We start from the raw sequence: 18,555 nt of genomic DNA, 5'->3' as shown, positions 1-18,555 counted from the left end.
TTCCTTCCTTTGGTCGGCAGGGTCGGGTGGGGAGAAGAGACAGCCGCGGCCCTGCCCGCGGCCCGCGCCCTTGTGCATCTCCTGGAGCCGCCATGTCCCGCCCACCCTTCCCCCCGTTCTCGCTGACCACCGCCGTGCAGAAGGTGCGCATGGCCGAAGACGCCTGGAACAGCCGCGACCCGGCTCGCGTCGCCCTGGCCTACACGCCGGACAGCCGCTGGCGCAACCGCTCGCAGTTCGTCAACGGCCGGGCACAGATCGAGGCCTTCCTGACCGCCAAGTGGGCCCGCGAGCTGGACTACCGTCTCATCAAGGAGATCTGGGCCCATGGCGAAGACCGTATCGCGGTGCGCTTCGTCTACGAGTGGCACGATGCCGACGGCCAGTGGTGGCGCAGCCACGGCAACGAGAACTGGGCCTTCGATGACCAGGGCCTGATGCACACGCGGCACGCCAGCATCAACGACGTGGCCATCACGGCGCAGCAGCGGCTGTTCCACTGGTCCCGCGACGACTTGGGCCGCCGCCCGGACGACCACCCCTCCCTGACCGCGTTGGGGCTCTAGCCATGCGCCCGGCCAGCGACATCGCCTTCACACCAAGCGTCAAGGCCTTGCAGACCCGCAAGGGCTCGCGCCACGCCTACGCCCGCATGGAACAGGGCGGTGGCTGGGAGAGCCGCATCACGCCGGACCTCAAGGCCGAGATCGAGGCGCAGATCAGCGTCATGCTGGCCACGGCCAATGCCGAGGGCCAGCCCTATGTGCAGCACCGCGGCGGCCCGCCGGGATTTCTTCGCGTGCTGGACGAGCACACCCTGGCCTTCGCCGACTTCGCCGGCAACCGCCAGTACATCACCCAGGGCAACCTGGCCGAGAACCCGCGCGCCTTCCTCTTCCTGATGGACTACGCCGAGCGCCGACGCATCAAGATCTGGGGCCGCGCCCGCGTCGTCGAGGGCGATGCCGCGCTGATGGCGCGGCTGATGCCGGCCGGCTACCCGGCTCGACCCGAGCAGGTGGTGCTGTTCGACGTGCAGGCCTGGGACGTGAACTGCCCCAAGCACATCCCGCAGCGCTTCGAAGCGGCGGATGTGCTGGCGGCAATCAAGGAGAGGGACGAGCGCATTGCGGCGCTGGAGCGGCGTGTGGCGGCGCTGACGGCGGCCGGCTGATCTGCGGGTCAGCCGGGCACCGGCTCCGCCACCTTGCGCCACTTGAAATGACTCTGCAGCTGCTGAACGGCCGGGTTGGCGGCGAGCAGCTTCAGTGGCGCATTGAGCACCAGTGGCAGCAGTCCACAGCGCGCGCTGAAGGCGGCGTCGATGAGGCGCGCGGCGCGCTCCACATGGCCCAGCACGGCCAGCGCGGGCGCGAACATCACGTTGCTGGCCGCGTTGCACTGCGCGCCGGCCAGCGCCGCGTCGATGAGCGCCAGCGCCTTGGCCGTCTCGCCGCAGCGCGCCAGCACATAGGGTTGCGTGGCGCGCACGTAGGACGGCGCGTCGACGCGCGCCAGCAACTGCAGCGCCGGCGCGATCAGCTCGGGGCCGGGGTGAAGGCTGGCACGCCAAAGCAGGTGCTGGCTGATGGCGATGGCGCTGTCGGGGTGGTCCAGCTCGGCGCGCTCGGCCTCGCGCAGCGCGGCATCGGCCTGGCCGTCGTAGCCCAGCGCGCGCGCCAGCATCACGCGCGGATAGACGGCGAACGGCCGCTGCGCCACGGCGCGCCTGAGCACCTCCACGGCCTCGCCGCTGCGGCCGGTGGCCAGCAGGTGCCAGCCGAACAGCGGCAGCAGCTCGGCATCGTCGGGCTGCTCGCGGTAGGCGGCGCGGAACAGCGCCTCGGCGTCATCGAAGCGCCAGTCCATGTCGGCCAGCCAGGCACGGGCGACGCGCACGCCGGCGGCGCGGGGGTCGTGCAGTTCGGCAGCGTCCAGCTCGGCCTGGCCATCGGCCACGGTTACGCCCAACTCGGCGGCCATGCCCCAGCCCGCCGCCGCACCGATGGTGACGGCCAGCGACACGCGAGCGGGCGCGTAGTCGGGGTATTCGGCGACGATGGCGCGCAGCACGGTCAGCGCCCGGCCCATCGCGCGCGGCGTGCCCTGCTGGGCCAGCTCCCAGGCGTGCAGGTAGGCCTCGACGACGTCGGGCGGCGCCTTCACGACAGCCAGCATGCGGTTGTGAACGGCCGGCTCGGGCTGCACCAGCCGGTAGCCGAAGCCGTAGACGGCCTCGATCTTCACATCGGGCAGTGCGCGGCGCAGCTGGCTGATGCAGCGCGTGAGGCTGTCGTCGGACACCGCCGACCCGCCCCAGGCGTGTTCGACGATATCGGCCTTGCTGACGGCCTGCGGCTGCGCGCGGATCATCAGCGCCAGCACGGCGCTTTCCTTGGGCGGCAGGAACAGCAGCGAGTCCTGCCAGGTGGGCAGGCCGTCCGAAGTCAGGTCCAGGGCCATGCGCGTCTACTTCCAGAGTCTCGGTGACCCCTCAACGGCGGGGGCCTGCCCCGACTCTAGTGACCCACCCGAGCGACGCGCGGCAGGACTTTCCCGGCCGTCAAACCCCGGGAGACGGCGCGCCCGCCAGCCCGAGTGCCGGGTTGTCGAGCAGGCGTGCGATGTCCATCAGGATCAGCATGCGCTGCTGCACCGTCGCGATGCCGCTCACGAAACTGGTGTCGAAGCCCGGCGCGTGCAGCTGCGGCGCGGGGCGGACGTGTTCGGGGCCCAGCTCCAGCACGTCGGAGACGGAGTCCACGACGACGCCCACCACGCGTCGCCCCAGGTTCAGCACGATGACGCCGGTCTGCGTCGTGCAGGGCGCCGCCTGGCCGAACGCGAGCCGCAGGTCCACGATGGGCGTGATGACGCCGCGCAGGTCGATGACGCCGCGCAGCGCGGCCGGCGCGTTGGCGATGGCCGTCGGCGGCTCGTAGGAGCGGATCTCCTGCACCTGCAGGATGCTGATGCCGTACTCCTCGTCGCCGAGGCGGAAGCTCAGGTATTCGGCCGGCTCGGCCATGGCAGAAGCCGGTGCGGGCGCGAGCGCCAGAGTCAGTTCATCCATGGCAACCTCAGGTGGCGAGGGCGTGGTCGATGCGGAACACCGACACCGCTTCGGTCAGCAGCTGCGCCTGCTGGTTCAGGCTTTCGGCCGCAGCGGCGCTTTCCTCGACGAGGGCGGCGTTCTGCTGCGTGACCTGGTCCAGCTGCTGGACGGCGTCGCCGACCTGGCCGATGCCCTGCGACTGTTCGTGGCTGGCCGCGCCGATCTCGCCCATCAGGTCGGAGACGCGACGCACCTGCGCCTGGATCTCGGCCATCGTGCGGCCGGCGCTGTCGACGAGGCTGCTGCCCTGCTCGACGGTCTCGACGCTCTGGCTGATCAGCACCTTGATCTCCTTGGCCGCGTCGGCCGAGCGGCTGGCCAGCGCACGCACCTCGGAGGCGACGACCGCGAAGCCGCGGCCCTGCTCGCCGGCGCGCGCCGCTTCCACCGCGGCGTTCAGCGCCAGGATGTTGGTCTGGAAGGCGATGCCGTCGATGGTGCCGATGATGTCGGCGATCTTCTTCGAGCTGGCCGAAATTCGGCCCATCATCTCGACGACCTGGCCCACCACCTCCCCGCCTCGCGACGCGACGGCCGACGCGGTGACCGACAGCTGCGTGGCCTGGCGGGCCGTGTCGGCGTTCTGCTGCACGGTGACGGTCAGCTGCTCCATCGACGCGGCCGTCTGCTGCAGGTTGGATGCCTGCTCCTCGGTGCGCTGCGACAGGTCGGCGTTGCCGGTGGAGATCTGCGACGAGCCGGTGGCGATGGAGTCGGAACTGTTGCGCACACGGTCGATGAGGCGGGTCAGGCTGCCGTTCATGTCCTGCAGCGCCTGCATGAGCTGGCCGGTCTCGTCGCTGCTGCGCACGGTGATGCGATGCGTCAGGTCGCCGGCGGCGACGCTGCGCGCCACGGCCACGGCGGCTCGCAGCGAACCCGAGATCAGGCGGGCCACGCCCAGGGCCAGGGCCAGGCCCAACGCCACGCAGGCCACGATGACGCCGATCACCCAGCTGCGCGCATTGGCATACAGCGTGTCGCCCAGGCGGTTGGCCTCGTCGGCGCCAGTCTCGTTGACCTGGATGATCTCGTTGATGCGAGCCTCCATCGCCCGGAAGCTGTCCTTTCCGGTGCTACGCATCAACGCCATGGCTTCGTCGTTCTTGTGCTCGCGGGACAGGGCCACGATCTGCTGGTGCACGTCCAGGTAGGTGGCGAGCAGCGCGGAGAACTCGGCATACGCCTTTTTCTCCTCGGCCTCGGACAGCACCGCCTCGTAGGCCTTGCGATCCTTGTCCAGCCTGGTGATCAGGCCGGCCATCGTGTCTTCGTAGCCCTTCTTGAGTTCGGCCGTATCGGCCAATACATGCTGCTGCGAGAAGGAGCGCAGGCGGGCCAGCCCATAGCGGATGTCGCCGGCCGACTTGATGGCCGGCATCCAGTTCGTCGCCAGGTCGGTGGCGGTCTGATTCACGCGCGCCAGCTCCACGATGGCGAACACGCCGAGGCCGGCGGTCAGCAGCAGCACGGCAATGAACGACACCACGAGCTTGGTGGCGATCTTCAGGTCATAGAACCATTTCATGAATCAGGTCTCCGATGTTGGTCTGGCCTCCCGCCCAACCCCGCATTCAGGGGGGTGGAAGCAACGCCAGCATCGTAGAAACCCTGATGCCTCGGAATCCTGATGAAAAGCCGATGAACTTCGATGTCAATGCAGCGGCTCGTGACTTTGTGCCGGCGAGCCCGCCGAAGTCCCTGTCGCGTCGGCGTCAGGCGACGCGCTCGAAGCGCGGCCTCAAGGCGCCGTCCACTTCCAGCGCACCGGTGAACATGTCGAAGGGCCGCACCCACCAGCCGCTGTCGTTGTAGAGCGGCCGGTAGACCACGACGATCTCCAGCGTCTCGCTGTGGCGGGCGACGGCGAGGACTTCGTACTCGCCGCCCTTGTAGTGGCGGTAGCGGCCGGGGGCCAGATGGGGGAGCGGAGGCAGGTCTGGACTCATGCCCCCGATTTCACCTCAGGGCTGCTTGAACGCGGGATCGGCTTCGGCGCCCTGCCTCGGCTGCCAGCCCAGGCCGTAGTACTCGCCGCGGTCACGCGCCCAGGGGTCGAAGGCGTTGACGACATGGCTGAGCTCGGGCGCCAGTTCCGGCACCGTGCGCAGCAGCACGCGCTTGAAGGGCGAGACCTCGACGCGATGGCCGTTGCTTTCTTTCGCCTCGAACTGCTTGCCGGTGGGGCCGTTGTTCATCAGCCACTCGATGCCCAGCTGGCCGTAGAACTCGGGGCGGAAGCTGCTGGTGAAGAAGCGGTCGCTGAAGAGGCGGCGCGAGGCGTTCAGGATGAAGACCTGGAACTGCGTCTCCGAGATCGCATAGCCATGCGGCCGCGTGAACTCGGACAGCCAGCCCACCACGGTGTCCACGTCCTCGATGTTGTCCACGACGCTGCCGTCGGGCTTGCCCAGGCAGTCGTTGATGGGGCTGCCATCGGGGTTCTTCTGGGCGGCCGTGATGACCTTGCCGGCATCGCATTTGTGCTGGCCGTAGACGCTGCGCAGGTCGGCAATGACCTGCTGCTGACGGGCGCGCTCGGGGGAGTTGGCCGGCAGGCGGGCATCGATGAAGTCGTCATAGCTGGTCAGCTGGCGCAGGCCGTACTGGCGGCGGAACTCGTTGAAGCGCGGCACGCCGTGCTCGCGGTCGCGGATGATGTCCAGGGCCGCGACGTCGATCTTGCCGGTGCTGGACTGCAGCCGCGGGATGGCCAGGTTCTGCAGGAAGGCCGGCGTGTTGCCCAGGGTCAGCAGGCCCAGGCGCTGGCGGCCCATGGACAGGGCCCAGTCGGCCGCGCCTTCGTTGTTCAGGGCTGGCGTGGCCTTGGCGCGGAAGGTCTCGATGACGGGCACCTTGGCGGCGATCCGATTCGGATCGTTGTCCCAGTGGCGCAGCTCGATGAGATCGGGCACCAGGGCGTGCAGGCGGTAGACGCTGACGAACTCCTCCGGGAAGTTGAAGGGCGAGCCGAAGTGGTTGACGCCACCGTTCACATGGTCGGGATTGGCGAGGTTCCAGACGTCGTCCTTCTTGGCGTCGTGGCGGGCGAAGAAGCTGTCGTCCTTGTAGACCCGCGCACCCAGGCCGAAGATGCCCGGGCCTGAGGCCAGGGCCGAGTACCACTGGCCGGCCTTCTTGGCATCGGTGCTCTTGCCGTAGTTCTGCACGACGATGGCCTCGAGGGCGTTCTCGACGAGGGGATGGCCTTCGAACAGCCCGCCCCAGTTGGCGTTCATGCCGAGGTAGAGGGGCTCGTCGTAGAGCAGCTGCGTCGTCCACTCGATGGTGTGGATCTTGGCGATCTCGGCGGCAACGACGAGGCGCCCCACCTCGAACAGCACGTCGGGCGTCACGTCGCGGTAGCGGATGACGGCGGTGGGCTTGGCCGGGTCGCGCAGGCCCGAATCGGCATCGGGCGTGGCCGCGGCACGGCGGCGGAACTCGGCGACGAAGGCGTTGTGCTCGCGCGAGAACACGGTCTGGTAGAAGCCGACGCCGATGCTCCAGTTGTCCGGGAAGGCCGCGGCGCCCTGGCCCGCCCATTGCGGCAGGATGGGATCGCCGGCCGCGAAGACGGGCAGCTGGCCCAGGGCCTCGCCGGCGCCGCCACGCGCGCCGGGCAGCATCAGCAGCCGGGCCGGGTCGGCCGGATCGCGCTTGACGCGCTGGCGCGAGACCTCGTTGTAGCCATAGATCTGCGAGGCGTCCCACCACGCGGTGTTGTTGTTGGCATGGGTGCGGAAGGCGCGCGCCAGCGGCTTCGTGCCGTCGGCGGCCGTGTAGCGCGGCGGCGCACCGGCTTCGGCCACGAAGGCGCGGTCGATGCGGTCGTCGGGCCGGCAGCCCAGCTTGGCGGCGTCACCGCTGCAACCGACGGCCATCCACTGCGGCTGGTTGCGCCCCTCCTCCATGTGGGAGAACCAGTCGTGCGTCATGAACTGGATCCAGAAGGCCGCCAGCACGTTGAAGAAGGGCGCCTTCTGGTAGTCGCAGTTGGCGTCCACCGAGTTGCCCGGCAGGCCCTGGCCGTCGCGACACTTGGACGGGTCGCTCTGGGCGCGGGTGAAGAGCTTGCGGCTGATCAGTTGCGGGTCGGGCTGCAGCAGGGTCAGTCGGTCGCCATGGCGGTTGCGGGCGAGCTGGTCGTCGCTGATGTCGGGATAGGTGGCCTCGAACTGCACATTGCGCGCGAACGGCGTGCCGGCCGAGCCCATCCTGGGGTTGCGGATATCGTTGCAGATGCCGCTGAGCTGGCGCCAGCGGATCAGCTCGCCCTGGCAGAGCTGGGCACCGTCGCCGCCCACCGCCGCGTAGAAAGGCGAATCCTTGCCCAGCCGCATCGAGGGCCAGGTCTTGATGGCGGCCCCCGCCACACCGTCGCGACCCAGCGCGTAGTCGGAGAAGCTGCCGGAGTTGTCGAACAGGTTGAACTTGATCAGCTCCATGCGCTGGTACTCGAGGTCCAGCAGGGCGCCGTCGACGCCACGGCCGTTGGCGCTGAAATGACTATCGACGCCGGTCGTGCCAGGCATCAGCGTGGACTTGTCGCCGGTGGCCCAGTAGTTGGACCAGTCGACATAAGGCGTGTTGCGGAACGCCGCGGCCTTGTCGCTGCCGCGGCAGCGGGCGACCTCTTCGCCGACCTTGCCGTTGAAGCGCTCGCCGCGCTCGTCGGCCACCTTGCGGAAGCCGCCTGCCAGCATGGCTGTGCAGTTCTTGGTGTCCTCCACGCTGGCCACGGGCGAGGTGCCGGCGCAGCCGGTCAGCAGGATCAAGGGGGCCAGCAGCAGGCCGATGAGGGAGTGCTTCATGAGGTGCTCCTCTGTTGTTCTTCGCGAGATCGCGCAACATAGCGAGGCCGCCGCTGCAGCGTCAATCCTGAGAAGAACGAAAAGATTCACCTTGAGGACGGTGCCGATGCTCCCGTACGACAGCCGCCCGATGGGGCTCAGAGCTTGAACTCGGCGTTGAGCTGGGCGCTCATCGCACTGCGCGTCTCGGCAGCGCGGGTGGTGAATCCGGCGCCCTGTTCAAACTCGTCGACGCGGGTTCGGTCACGAGGCATCAGGTTGCGAAGTGCCAGCCGCCACTTGAAGCGCGCGTTCGGGGTCCAGCTCGATTCGGCACTGAGGTCGTGGCGCCGACTCTCGAAGTAGCGCTGGTTCAATGCGCTGCGCACCCAACCGGCTGGTGAGGCGTTGGCGTTCAGGCTGCAATCCCAACTCGCCCCCGCGGGCACGTAATCCAGACCCAGCTTGGCGCTCCAGGGGTTTTGGCCCGCGAAGCGGTTGTCCGGGCCGGGCACTTCGGCCAGACGGGATCGCGCCCATTGCAGACCGGTGCGCAACTTGAATCTCGGCCAGCCGGGCTCCAACTCGTCCAGGCGCAGGCTGGACTCCAGCCCAAGCCCGCGCACCTCCGCCCTTCCGCGGTTTTCAGGGCGGCTCACATAGCGGGCGGTCGAAGCCCAGGGGACAGTTTGCAGCTGCGTCTCGGTCACGAAAACGTCCCGGATCGAACGGCTGAATGCTTCCACCCTGATGCGGCTGTCGCTGCCCCACTGCTGCTCAAGGGACAGGTTGAAGCCCAGGGAGCGCTCGGGACGGAGGTCCGGATTGCCGGTTGCATCGGCCCGTTCGGCGCTGTTGGGGCCGCAGAGCTGCGCCGGCGGGCAACTGGCCAGCGCGTTGACCTGGGAGGGGCGCTGTCGAAGCTGATCGTAGAAGGGTGCATTGAAGGTACGCGCAACGCTGGCAAGGACCTGACTCTTACCGGCCTCGTCGACTTTGTAGGTGGCATGCAGGGAGGGTGCGAACAGCGAGTAGCCGCCCCGTGACTGGATGAATCCATCGTTCACCCTGACCTTCTGGTGCTCGTGGCGAAGCCCGGCATTCATCGCGAACGCCTTGGAGATCTGGCCGTCGTATTCCACAAAGCCGCTGTAACGCCGGCTGTGTTCACCCTGTGTGGTGCCGAAGGCCAGCAGGCTCAGGTCGGGCAGGTCATTCACCTCGGCACGCAGTTCGCTCTGGCCGTCCCAGGAGCTGACTTCAGCTCCGGCCTTGAGGTCATGGCCGCGCCGGAGTTCGCCATCCGCGTGCAGCCTGAGGTGCTGCAGATGCGTGGTGCGCGCGTACCGTTCGGCGTAGCGGGACAGCATCGAGCCCGTCATCACATCCTGGGCGGCTTGCGCCTGCTCGTGCATGAGCGTGGGCGCCCAACGCAATTCAAGCTTCGGCCCCAGCTCGGTCTCATGCGCCCACAGCAGCTCGCCGGAATAGGAGCCCAGCAGACTGCGCCCGCCCTCCAGCAAAGCATCGACCGGCGGCGCTGCGCCGGCAGAGCCGGCGTAGTGCGTCGCCGCGGCACTGCTGTTGCGCAGCCAGAGGGCGGAGGGACTGACCTCGAGCCTGTTGCGTTCCGGCAGCACCCAGCGCAGCGTCGACGACGCATTGAGATGCTCTTTCACGGTATCGGAGGCGCCGCCTCCGCCCCAGAGAGGCCGCAGGCTCGCCGGATCCGCGCCGGCAGCGACGGTCTCCTGCTTGGTTTCGCGCTGTTGGCGTCGACTCGCCGACACCGTGGCCCGGTAGCCAAATCCATCCGCACCGGCAGGACGGTTCAGCGTCCAGGCGCCGCGCGCACTGGAATCCAGTGCTCCCCCACCCAGATTCAGCCGAAGCTGTTGCTCAGCGCGCGGGTCGATACGGCGGGACACGATATTGATCGTGCCGGCGATGCCGAAGGCCCCGGTTTCGGCCGTGGCGGACTTGATGATCTCGATGCGCTCCACCTGCGACAGATCCAGGTCGAGGACAGCTTTGCCATTGGGGGGTGGTGCACCATCCAGCAAGATCTGGGTGTAGCCCGGCAAGCCCATCAATCCGAGACGGCCATCGGCGGCAATGGTGATCGCCGGCTCGTTGCGAAGCATCTGCTCGACGGTGCTGCTGCCGCTGGCGTCGATGTCGCGCCGATCGATGACGATGCGCCCGGCACCCGAGGTTCGGCGCGCGGCGTTCTCGTTTCTCGCGCCTTCAACGGATACGCCGGGTAGCGTGTTCGGCGCCTGCTTCTCGGCGGGTCCATCGGGCGAGCAGGTCGATGTGGCAGCCATGACTGGCGCGTGGGCTGCCAGCACGTTGCAGCAAAGTACAAGGGTCCGACGGATTCCACAGGCGTGGCGCGCAGGTTTTGGCATCGGCCGCGATCTTAGGAATCACCCAAGCCTCCCGGCTTCGTGCCTATTCACACTAGCTCGGCGGCAAGCGACAGGCCCCGTCCGCCTTGGACGCCGCCGACTCCTTGCACAAGGCCCGCCAGAGCCGCATCGTGAAGTCCTTGCTGTTCTGCGCCAGCGCCGGCGCCACGCCCACGAAGAGGTGACGCCGCTCCACCGCGGGCGAGAGCCGCTCGATCTGTTGGGCCAGCTGCGGATCGCGGCGCAACCTGTCGTCGACGAAATAGCTGTGCATCAGCAGCACCGGCGTGCGGCCGGCCGCGATCTTGAGCAGGGCACTCTCATGACTGGGCGCCGGGTCGGCCAGCCAGCCGCGCTCCCGCGCCAGCATCTCGGTGCGCGTGCTGGCCGTGACGCCGACACGCGCATCCGCCGACAGGCCTGAGAGGGCCTGCCCATCCCAAGCGATGCCACTGCCGCGGCGCGCATACAGCACGTACTCGACCGCGCCCAGGCTGTAGTCGAACTCGCCGCGCCGCCCTTCGTGGGGCGGCAGGGCCAGCAGGGCCGCGATGGGTCCGCCCTCGCCCACGCCGGCCACGATGTCGATCTGGCTGGCTTCGATCATGGCGCGCAGGCGGCGCACCGGCAGGCGCAGCATCTCGGCCTTCTCCAGGCAGCCCTGCTCGCGCAGCGCGTTGCGCATCCAATCCACCAGCAGCCCGGGTGGCCGCAGGAAATCCTCGCCCTGGCCGCGCATGAAGGGCTCGGCCGGCCCTTCGGGGAAGGCAATACGCAAGCGCCCGGGACAGGGTTCCGCCAGCACCGCGCTGGTTATGAGGGCCGCAGCAATAGTCAGCACATGACGCCGCACGACCGTCGCGACGACGGACACAATGCCGCGCGAGGTCGACGAGTCCACGCAACCGAGTATGCGGTTGCCCCCTCATTTCTGACTGTTTGCAAACGATATGAACCCGTCACGCCGTCAACTACTGCACTTCAGCGCCGCCGCGGCCGGTTTGCTGGCCGCCGCCCGGCCCAGCCAGGCCGCCGATGGAGGGCTGCGGGCGCCGCGGCTGCGCCCGGGCGACACCCTCGGCCTCGTCAGCCCGGCCAATGCCACCTTCGAGCGCGAACCGCTGAAGATGGCTGTCGAGGTGGTCCAGGCCCTGGGCTTCAAGGTCAAGCTGGGCGAATTCGTCGCCGCGCGCCGCGGGCCCTTCGCGGGCAGCGACGCCCAGCGCGCCGCCGACATCAACGCGATGTTTGCCGAGGACTCGGTGGCCGGCATCCTGGCCGTGACCGGCGGCTCGGGCTGCAACCGCATCGTCGACAAGCTGGACTACGAGCTGATGCGCCGCAAACCGAAATTCTTCGGCGGCTTCAGCGACCTGACCTGCCTGGTCAATGCCATCCACCGCCAGACCGGCCTCGTCACCTTCCACAGCCCCGTGGCCGTGTCGGAGTGGAACGACTACTCGGTGCAGAGCTTCCGATCCGTCGTCATGAACGCCGACGCCGCCATGCTGCGCAACCCGGTGGTCAAGCCCGTGGACGACCTCATCGCCCGCGAGGAACGCATCACCACCTTGCGCGCCGGCAAGGCCCAGGGCCGGCTGGTGGGCGGCAACCTGACCGTTCTGGCCTCCATGGCCGGTTCGGCCTATTTCCCCGATTGCCGCGGCGCCCTGCTCTTCCTCGAAGACATCAACGAATACATCTACCGCATCGACCGCTGCCTGTCGACGCTGCGCCTGGCCGGCGCGCTGTCGTCGCTCAGCGGCGTCGTGCTCGGCCGCTTCACCAAGTGCGAGCCGGGCGAAGGCTATGGCAGCCTGACGCTGGACGAGGTCTTCGACGACTACCTGCTGCCGCTCAACATCCCCGTCTACCGCGGCGCGGCCATCGGCCACATCAAGCGCAAGCTGACGCTGCCGGTGGGCGCAATGGCGGAGATGGACGCAGAGGCAGGAACGATCCGGCTGCTGCAACCGGCCGTCATTTGACGCAGGCCGACGCGCTCAGGCCATAGGGCTTGAGCAACTCGGCCGTGCGCCCGCTGCGGCACAGCTCCAGCAGCGCCTTGGCGAAGACGGCCGCCGTCGCGGCATCGACGCGCTCCTTGTTCAGGCCGAAGGCATAGCCGAAGGTCTTGACCTGGCCCGCCGGTCGCAGGCCGCTCATGCCGTCCTCGCGCATCAACTGCTGGGCGACCGCCTCGTTGGCCAGGGCCAGGCCGTCCTCGCCATAGCGGCCGGCGGCGAGCTTGCGCAGCACCGCGCGGTTGTCGGTCTCGATCTCGGTCCGGGCGCCCGGCACCGCGTGGATGAGGGCGGTCGCCGCGTCCTGTGCGCCCGAGGGGCCGTAGACGCCGATCACGCGGCCGGCCAGGACACGGTTGTCGCCGTCAAAGTTCAAGGTGCTCGCGCTGCGTGCAAACAGCAGATAGCGCGCATCGATGACGGGCGGCGAGACATGGAACTTGGGGCGAGTCGTCGGCGGCGTGACGACGGCGAACACGCCCTCGACCTCGCCCGCCTGGCCCATGCGCAGGGCACGCCGCCAGGGCAGCACCTCGACGCTGCAGCGCCAGTCCAGCTTCGCGCAGACGGCCTGCATCACGTCGACCAGGGGCCCGGCTGGCCGGCCTTCGATCTCGTAGCTGTAGGGCGGCAAAGGCTCGGCGACGAAGCGCAACTCCGTCGCCGAGGCCAGCGTGGCCATGCCCGCCAGGACGGCCGCCACCCATCGCTTGCCCATGCTCACCCTCATGGGCGCCGAGGATAGGCGATCAACGCTGCGCCGCCACCCAGTTCACGAGGGCATCCAGCACCGGCCGGCCCTTGCGTGCGGCCTCGGGATGGTTGAGCAGGGCGACGAAGACCCAGGGCCTGCCGCCGGCATCCGGCACGAAGCCCGCCAGGCCGACAGCGTCGCGCAGGGTGCCGGTCTTGAGCCGCGCCTGGCCACTGGCCGGGCTGTCCTTGAGCCGCCGCGACAGCGTGCCGTCCAGGCCTGCGATGGGCAGCGTGCCGAGCAGCTCGGGCGCCTGGGCACCGCGCTGGCCCGCACGCAGCACGCCGGCCAGCAGGGCCGGGCTGACGCGCTCGCTGCGCGACAGGCCCGAGCCGTTGTCCAGCACCAGGGCCGCCGCATCGACCCCATGTTCCGCCAGCCAGCCGCGCACGACGCGCTCAGCCGCCACCAGCGTCGGCTCATCGCCCTTGGCCGCCTGGGCGCCCAACTGCAGATAGATGAGGCGGATCAATGCGTTATCGCTGCGCTTCATGACGCCGCGCAGCACCTCGGCCAGAGGCCGGCCGCGGTGGGTCGCCAGCACGACGGCGTCGGCCGGTGCGGCAGCCTCCACGTCGCCCGCGCCCAGGGTTCCGCCAAGCTCGGCCCAGAGCTGGCGCACGGCATGCGTGACCAGCCATTGCCGGTCGACGATCTGCAGCGGCGCGCGCTGGTGGCAGCCGGCCGGGAAGGCCCCTTGCAGCTTCAGCGCCCAGCCGTCCCCCGCGGGCTGCACGGCGGCGGGTTTCCAGTCCTCGTCCCAGTCCTTGCACAGGCGGTCGGACAGCGTCATGGCGCTGGCGTCCACGCTGAGCCCGGGCAGGGCCGGCAGCGCGCGCGCCGTGACGCCACCGGCCGTGGCCTGCAGCTCGAAGTCCAGCAGGCTGCCGTTCAGGTGCAGGGCGTCGGGAATGACGTTGTAGTCGAACTCGGGCGCGTCATCAAAGGGCGGCAGTCCGATGTCGAAGCGCGTCGGCTTGAACAGCGTGCGGTCGACAAGGAGGCCGCCGCGGATCTCGCGCACGCCACTCTCGCGCAGCTGGCGCAGCAGCCACCACAGGGCCGGCCAGTCGAGGTCGGGGTCGGCGCCGCCGCGCAGGATCAGTGGGCCCTCGATGACGCCGTCGACGGGTGCCGAAGCGGCCAGCAACTCGGTGCGGCCGCGCTGGTTGATGCCCAGCTTGTCCAGCGCCACGGTGGCCGTCACCAGCTTCATCGTCGAAGCCGGTGCCATCGCCGCATCGGCGCGCCGGCTCAGGGCCGGTCGCGAGCCGTCCAGGGGCTGCAGCACGAAGCCCAGGCTGTCGGCGGGCAGACCGGCCTTGTCGAGGGCGGCCTGCACGGGGTCGGGAACGGGGGTCGTCGCGCAGCCGCTGAGAAGCAGCGCCGCGGCCAGCAGCAAGCAAAGGCGCATCAACAGGCTCCGAGCCGATGCGCCACGAGGCGGGCCAGGGCCACGTCTTCCAGGCCGATGCCGACGCTCTTGTAGACGACGATGTCCTGGGCGCCGCGCGGCCGCGGGCTGACGATCAGCTCGCCGAGTTCGACGACGCGCTCGGTGACGACTCCGGGCCCGGCCTGGACGAGGTCGCCGGCTTCCTGCTGGGCAGCGGTGTGCCACTCCACGGCGATGAGGGCGGCGCGCGCCAGCAAGGCATCGTCCAGTTCGCGCGCCGAGGCCGTGCTGGAGCCCACCGCGGCCACGAAGGCCCCGGGCTTCACCAGCGCGCCGTCGAACAGCGGCGTGGCCGCGCGCGTGGCCGTCACGATGACGTCGGCCTCGCTGGCGGCGGTGGCCGCATCGACGGCCCGCACCGGCAGTCCCAGGGACGACTGCAGTTCGGCGGCGAAAGCCTCGGCGCCCGAGCGAGCGCAGACCAGCACACGCTCGAAGCGGCGCACGCGCGTCAACGCCTCGGCATGGGCCCGGCCCTGGATGCCGGCACCGAACACGGCCAGCGTCCTCGCACCGGGCAGCGCCAGCAGGTCGGCCGCGACGGCCGTGGCCGCCGCCGTGCGCAACCGCGTGAACTCGTTAGCCTCCAGCGTCGCGAGAGCCGCGCCGGTCCCGGCCGAGAACAGGCTGACGAGGAAGTTGTACTTCCCGTTGCGCGCCGAATAGACCTTGGTGCCGAGCACCGCGGGCAGTTCACCGTCGGCCCCGAGGATGGCGCCCATGGCGCTGATGGCCACGGCCGCACCTTCATGGCTGGCGGTGGCGCGATGCCGGGCCAGCACCTGGGCCTGACCGCGGCCATGCTGGGCAAAGGCCGCACGCAGGGCCGCAACGGCACTGTCGGGGTCGAGCACGGCCGCGACTTCGGCCTCGGTGATCAATCGCATCGAAAAAACCTCCACCGGCACTGTAGAGGGGCTGCCGCGCACCGCGGGCGTGCTTGTCGGCGTACACGCATTCCCGCAGGTTATGTGCGCCGCACAAGCATTCATTGAAAACCGCGCAACACCTGGGGTGCCGCCCCCTGGGCGGCCCCGCGCGCGACGGCGAACATAGTCCGCAATCGAATCACATTGAGGAGCCCTTGAGATGAAGTTGAATCGTCTGGTCGCCCAGCTTGCCGTCGTCGGCCTCGCCGTCCATACAGGCGCCGTGCTGGCGCAGAACGAAGGCGCCAAGCTCGAGCGCGTCGAGATCACGGGCTCCAGCATCAAGCGCCTGTCGGACGAAGGCGCCCTGCCGCTGGAAGTCATCAGCGCCGAGGAAGTCCGCCAGAAGGGCCTGACCAGCGCCGAGGACGTGTTGCGCTCGCTGTCCGTGAACGCCGCCAACGCGAACAATGCGGTGTCCAGCAACAGCGTCTTCGGCCAGGAAGGCGACCGCCTTGCCGGTGGCGGCGCCTACGCCAATCTGCGCGGCCTGGGACCCACCGGCACGCTGGTGCTGCTGAACGGCCGGCGCCTGTCCAACCAGGGCACCTCGGGCGGCTCGGTGGACCTGAACGCCATCCCGCTGGACATGATCGACCGCATCGAGGTGCTGAAGGACGGTGCCTCGGCCGTCTACGGTACCGACGCCATCGGCGGCGTCATCAACTTCATCCTCAAGCGCGACTTCCAGGGCGTGCGCGGCAGCGCCAGCTACAGCTCGCCCTTCGACGGCGCCGGTGGCCAGCAGCGCAAGCTCAACCTGACCGCGGGCTGGGGCAATCTGGCGACGCAGAACTTCAACATCGTCGGCAGCCTCACGCACGGCAGCAACCTCATCCTGCGCGGCGTGAGCCGTCCCTGGGCCCTGGGCTACCAGCCCGACCGCGGCCTGGCGCCCGACACCACGAGCTCGCCCTGGTTCGCCAACATCATCGGCCAGGCCAACAGCGCCCTGCCGACGGCCGGCACCACCGTCGGCGCCACCGACCCGACCAAGTACACCATCCTGAACGGCCTGGCCCTGACCAACCAGTGCTCGGCCGCGCCCTTCGGCGTCAGCCAGCTGGCCAACCCGACGGTGCTGTCGGGCCTGGGCTACACCAAGGCCAACAGCACGTTCCGCTGCGGCACCGACTACGGCCGCCAGTACATGCTGTCGGCGCCCAGCACGACGACCAGCGGCGTCGTGCGCGCCAACTTCAACGTCGGCAACGACGCGACGGCCTTCGTCGAGTTCGTCGGCTCGCGCTACTACTCCCTCGGCGAGTTCACGCCCTACCAGTTCAGCACGACTTCGCTGGGCCTGGGCGCCGTCGTCAACGGCGTGACCTATGCCAATGGCGCCGACTATCCGGTCAACGGCCCCTACTACGCCAACATGAAGGCGCTGTATGGCGCCAACCAGTTCGACCCCACCAAGCCCATCGCCTACCGGCTGCGCATGTGGGACTGGGGCTATCGCACCCTGGGCAACGAGTCGATCAACGACCGCCTGACCGTCGGCATCGAAGGCTCGCTGGGTCGCTACGACTACAAGATGTCGCTGGCCCGCGGCAAGGCCTCGGGCTACCAGGAGATGGTGGATGGCTATGCCGACACCAACAAGCTCGTCGCCCTGCTGACGAGCGGCATCTACAACCCCTTCCTGATGCCCGGCCAGACCCAGACCAAGGAGGCCATGGCCGCCGTCGAGGCCACCAAGGTCCACGACCGCCTGGCCGGCGGCCGCACCCAGGTCGACCAGTTCCTCGCCAGCATCACCGGCCCGCTGATGAAGCTGCCCGCCGGCGACCTGTCCTTCGCCGTCGGCACCGACCTGCGCCGCGAGTTCTACGGCTACACCGGCACGCAGAAATACAACTGCGTCTCGTCCTTCTCGCCGGCCAATATGCTGCTGGCCAACTCGGTGATGGGCTGCCCCGGCAACGCCACCGCGCCCGACATGAGTCGCAACGTCAGCGCGGTCTATGGCGAGCTGCTGATCCCGGCGCTGAAGAGCCTGGAGTTCAACCTCGCCCTGCGCCACGACCGCTACCAGCAGGTCGGCGGCACCACCAACCCCAAGATCGGTTTCAAGTTCACGCCGATGCCGGATCTGCTGATGCGCGGCTCCTACAACACAGGCTTCCGCGCGCCGACGCCGCAGCAGCTCAACCTGGGCACCGTGCAGCTGGCGACGACGGGCACCTTCCCCGACCCCGTGAAGTGCCCCAACCCGACGGGCAACAACGACCCGTCCTGCCAGCTCAACAGCATCGCCTACCTGTCCGGCGGCAACCCCAACCTCAAGCCCGAGAAGTCGCACCAGGGCTCGCTGGGCGTGGTGTTCTCGCCGGTCAAGGACATGACGGCCTCGGTGGACTACTGGCAGATCAAGATGATCGACCGCATCCACAACCTGACGCCGACGCAGGAGCTGCAGAACTACTCCATCTTCGCCAACAACTTCATCCGCGACGCCAGCGGCAACATCGTGCTGATCCAGGCCGGCTGGATCAACGCCGGCGGCAGCATGACCAAGGGCGTGGACTTCACCGGCAACTGGACGACGCCGCTGCTGGGCAACAAGCTGACGACGACGCTGTCGGCCACCAAGATGATCAGCGCCCGGGAGCAGCTCATCGAAGGCACGCCGATGATCCAGTACGTCGGCCAGTGGACCAACACCACCCTCTACCTGCCCTGGAAGGCCGCGCTGACGAGCAGCTACAAGACGCCGACGCTGACCACGACACTGTCGGCCAACTACTCGTCGGGCTACTGGGACGAAGACCACACGACAGCCTCGGCCACGCCCGAGTTCCAGCGCCGCAAGATCTCCAAATACGTGACCTTCAACCTGGTCGGCACCTACACACCGACCAAGGACCTGTCGCTCAGCGTCGGCGTGATCAACCTGTTCGACCGCGAGCCGCCCTTCACCTGGCACAACGTCGACAACGCGGTGGGCACGGGCTGGGACCCGCGCGTGGCCGACCCGCGCGGCCGCACGCTGACGATGTCGGCCAGCTACAAGTTCTTCTGATCTCTTTCCGAGACTCCCTGCCGGCTCCTGAAGCCGGCTTTGCAGCCC

At 68.9% G+C, this 18,555-nt stretch carries 14 protein-coding genes; 4 read left to right on the top strand and 10 right to left on the bottom strand.

Annotated features, from left to right (window positions below):
- Window positions 1-92 precede the first annotated feature (92 nt).
- Both AC3WOE_RS18450 and AC3WOE_RS18445 read left to right on the top strand, forming a co-directional pair.
- Entirely contained in the window at window positions 93-566 is a 474-nt protein-coding gene (locus AC3WOE_RS18450) for a nuclear transport factor 2 family protein (RefSeq protein WP_492692476.1), read from the top strand.
- Between the two features lie 2 nt (window positions 567-568).
- Window positions 569-1,174: a pyridoxamine 5'-phosphate oxidase family protein gene (locus AC3WOE_RS18445; protein WP_492692475.1), complete on the top strand. Its 606-nt coding sequence runs from the start codon at window positions 569-571 to the stop codon at window positions 1,172-1,174.
- Window positions 1,175-1,182: 8 nt separating this feature from the next.
- Here AC3WOE_RS18445 and AC3WOE_RS18440 read toward each other — a convergent pair whose 3' ends face one another.
- The 7 genes from AC3WOE_RS18440 to AC3WOE_RS18410 form a co-directional block, all read right to left on the bottom strand.
- Complete coding sequence (locus tag AC3WOE_RS18440) at window positions 1,183-2,463, bottom strand: winged helix-turn-helix domain-containing protein (RefSeq protein ID WP_492692473.1); 1,281 nt, start codon at window positions 2,461-2,463, stop codon at window positions 1,183-1,185.
- A 100-nt stretch (window positions 2,464-2,563) separates the two neighbouring features.
- Entirely contained in the window at window positions 2,564-3,073 is a 510-nt protein-coding gene (locus AC3WOE_RS18435; RefSeq protein ID WP_492692472.1) for a chemotaxis protein CheW, read from the bottom strand.
- Between the two features lie 7 nt (window positions 3,074-3,080).
- Window positions 3,081-4,643 (bottom strand): methyl-accepting chemotaxis protein, encoded by a 1,563-nt coding sequence (locus AC3WOE_RS18430; protein ID WP_492692471.1) that lies wholly within the window; start codon window positions 4,641-4,643, stop codon window positions 3,081-3,083.
- Between the two features lie 187 nt (window positions 4,644-4,830).
- Window positions 4,831-5,064, bottom strand: a complete 234-nt coding sequence (locus AC3WOE_RS18425) for a DUF1653 domain-containing protein (RefSeq protein ID WP_492692470.1) — start codon at window positions 5,062-5,064, stop codon at window positions 4,831-4,833.
- 15 nt (window positions 5,065-5,079) lie between these two features.
- Entirely contained in the window at window positions 5,080-7,929 is a 2,850-nt protein-coding gene (locus AC3WOE_RS18420) for a peroxidase family protein (RefSeq protein WP_492692469.1), read from the bottom strand.
- Window positions 7,930-8,066: 137 nt separating this feature from the next.
- Window positions 8,067-10,235 (bottom strand): TonB-dependent receptor plug domain-containing protein, encoded by a 2,169-nt coding sequence (locus tag AC3WOE_RS18415; RefSeq protein ID WP_492692468.1) that lies wholly within the window; start codon window positions 10,233-10,235, stop codon window positions 8,067-8,069.
- Between the two features lie 136 nt (window positions 10,236-10,371).
- Complete coding sequence (locus tag AC3WOE_RS18410) at window positions 10,372-11,220, bottom strand: hypothetical protein (RefSeq protein WP_492692466.1); 849 nt, start codon at window positions 11,218-11,220, stop codon at window positions 10,372-10,374.
- Window positions 11,221-11,269: 49 nt separating this feature from the next.
- Between AC3WOE_RS18410 and AC3WOE_RS18405 the strand changes: the two genes are divergently transcribed.
- Window positions 11,270-12,307 (top strand): S66 peptidase family protein, encoded by a 1,038-nt coding sequence (locus AC3WOE_RS18405; RefSeq protein WP_492692464.1) that lies wholly within the window; start codon window positions 11,270-11,272, stop codon window positions 12,305-12,307.
- On the opposite strand, the gene AC3WOE_RS18400 is transcribed toward AC3WOE_RS18405, so the two are convergent.
- From AC3WOE_RS18400 to AC3WOE_RS18390, 3 genes are read right to left on the bottom strand one after another with little or no spacing between them, the layout of a single operon-like run.
- Window positions 12,300-13,061: a substrate-binding periplasmic protein gene (locus AC3WOE_RS18400; RefSeq protein WP_492692462.1), complete on the bottom strand. Its 762-nt coding sequence runs from the start codon at window positions 13,059-13,061 to the stop codon at window positions 12,300-12,302. The genes AC3WOE_RS18405 and AC3WOE_RS18400 overlap by 8 nt on opposite strands.
- Before the next feature lie 31 nt (window positions 13,062-13,092).
- Complete coding sequence (dacB, locus tag AC3WOE_RS18395; RefSeq protein ID WP_492692461.1) at window positions 13,093-14,511, bottom strand: D-alanyl-D-alanine carboxypeptidase/D-alanyl-D-alanine endopeptidase; 1,419 nt, start codon at window positions 14,509-14,511, stop codon at window positions 13,093-13,095.
- Window positions 14,511-15,440: an NAD(P)-binding domain-containing protein gene (locus AC3WOE_RS18390; protein WP_492692459.1), complete on the bottom strand. Its 930-nt coding sequence runs from the start codon at window positions 15,438-15,440 to the stop codon at window positions 14,511-14,513. The genes dacB and AC3WOE_RS18390 overlap by 1 nt, the downstream gene beginning before the upstream one ends.
- A gap of 202 nt (window positions 15,441-15,642) precedes the next feature.
- On the opposite strand from AC3WOE_RS18390, the gene AC3WOE_RS18385 reads away from it, so the two are divergent.
- Window positions 15,643-18,507 (top strand): TonB-dependent receptor, encoded by a 2,865-nt coding sequence (locus AC3WOE_RS18385; protein ID WP_492692457.1) that lies wholly within the window; start codon window positions 15,643-15,645, stop codon window positions 18,505-18,507.
- Window positions 18,508-18,555 lie beyond the last annotated feature (48 nt).

This window comes from Roseateles sp. FW305-36, assembly GCF_058787015.1.
This window is presented reverse-complemented; position numbering and strand designations above follow the sequence as displayed.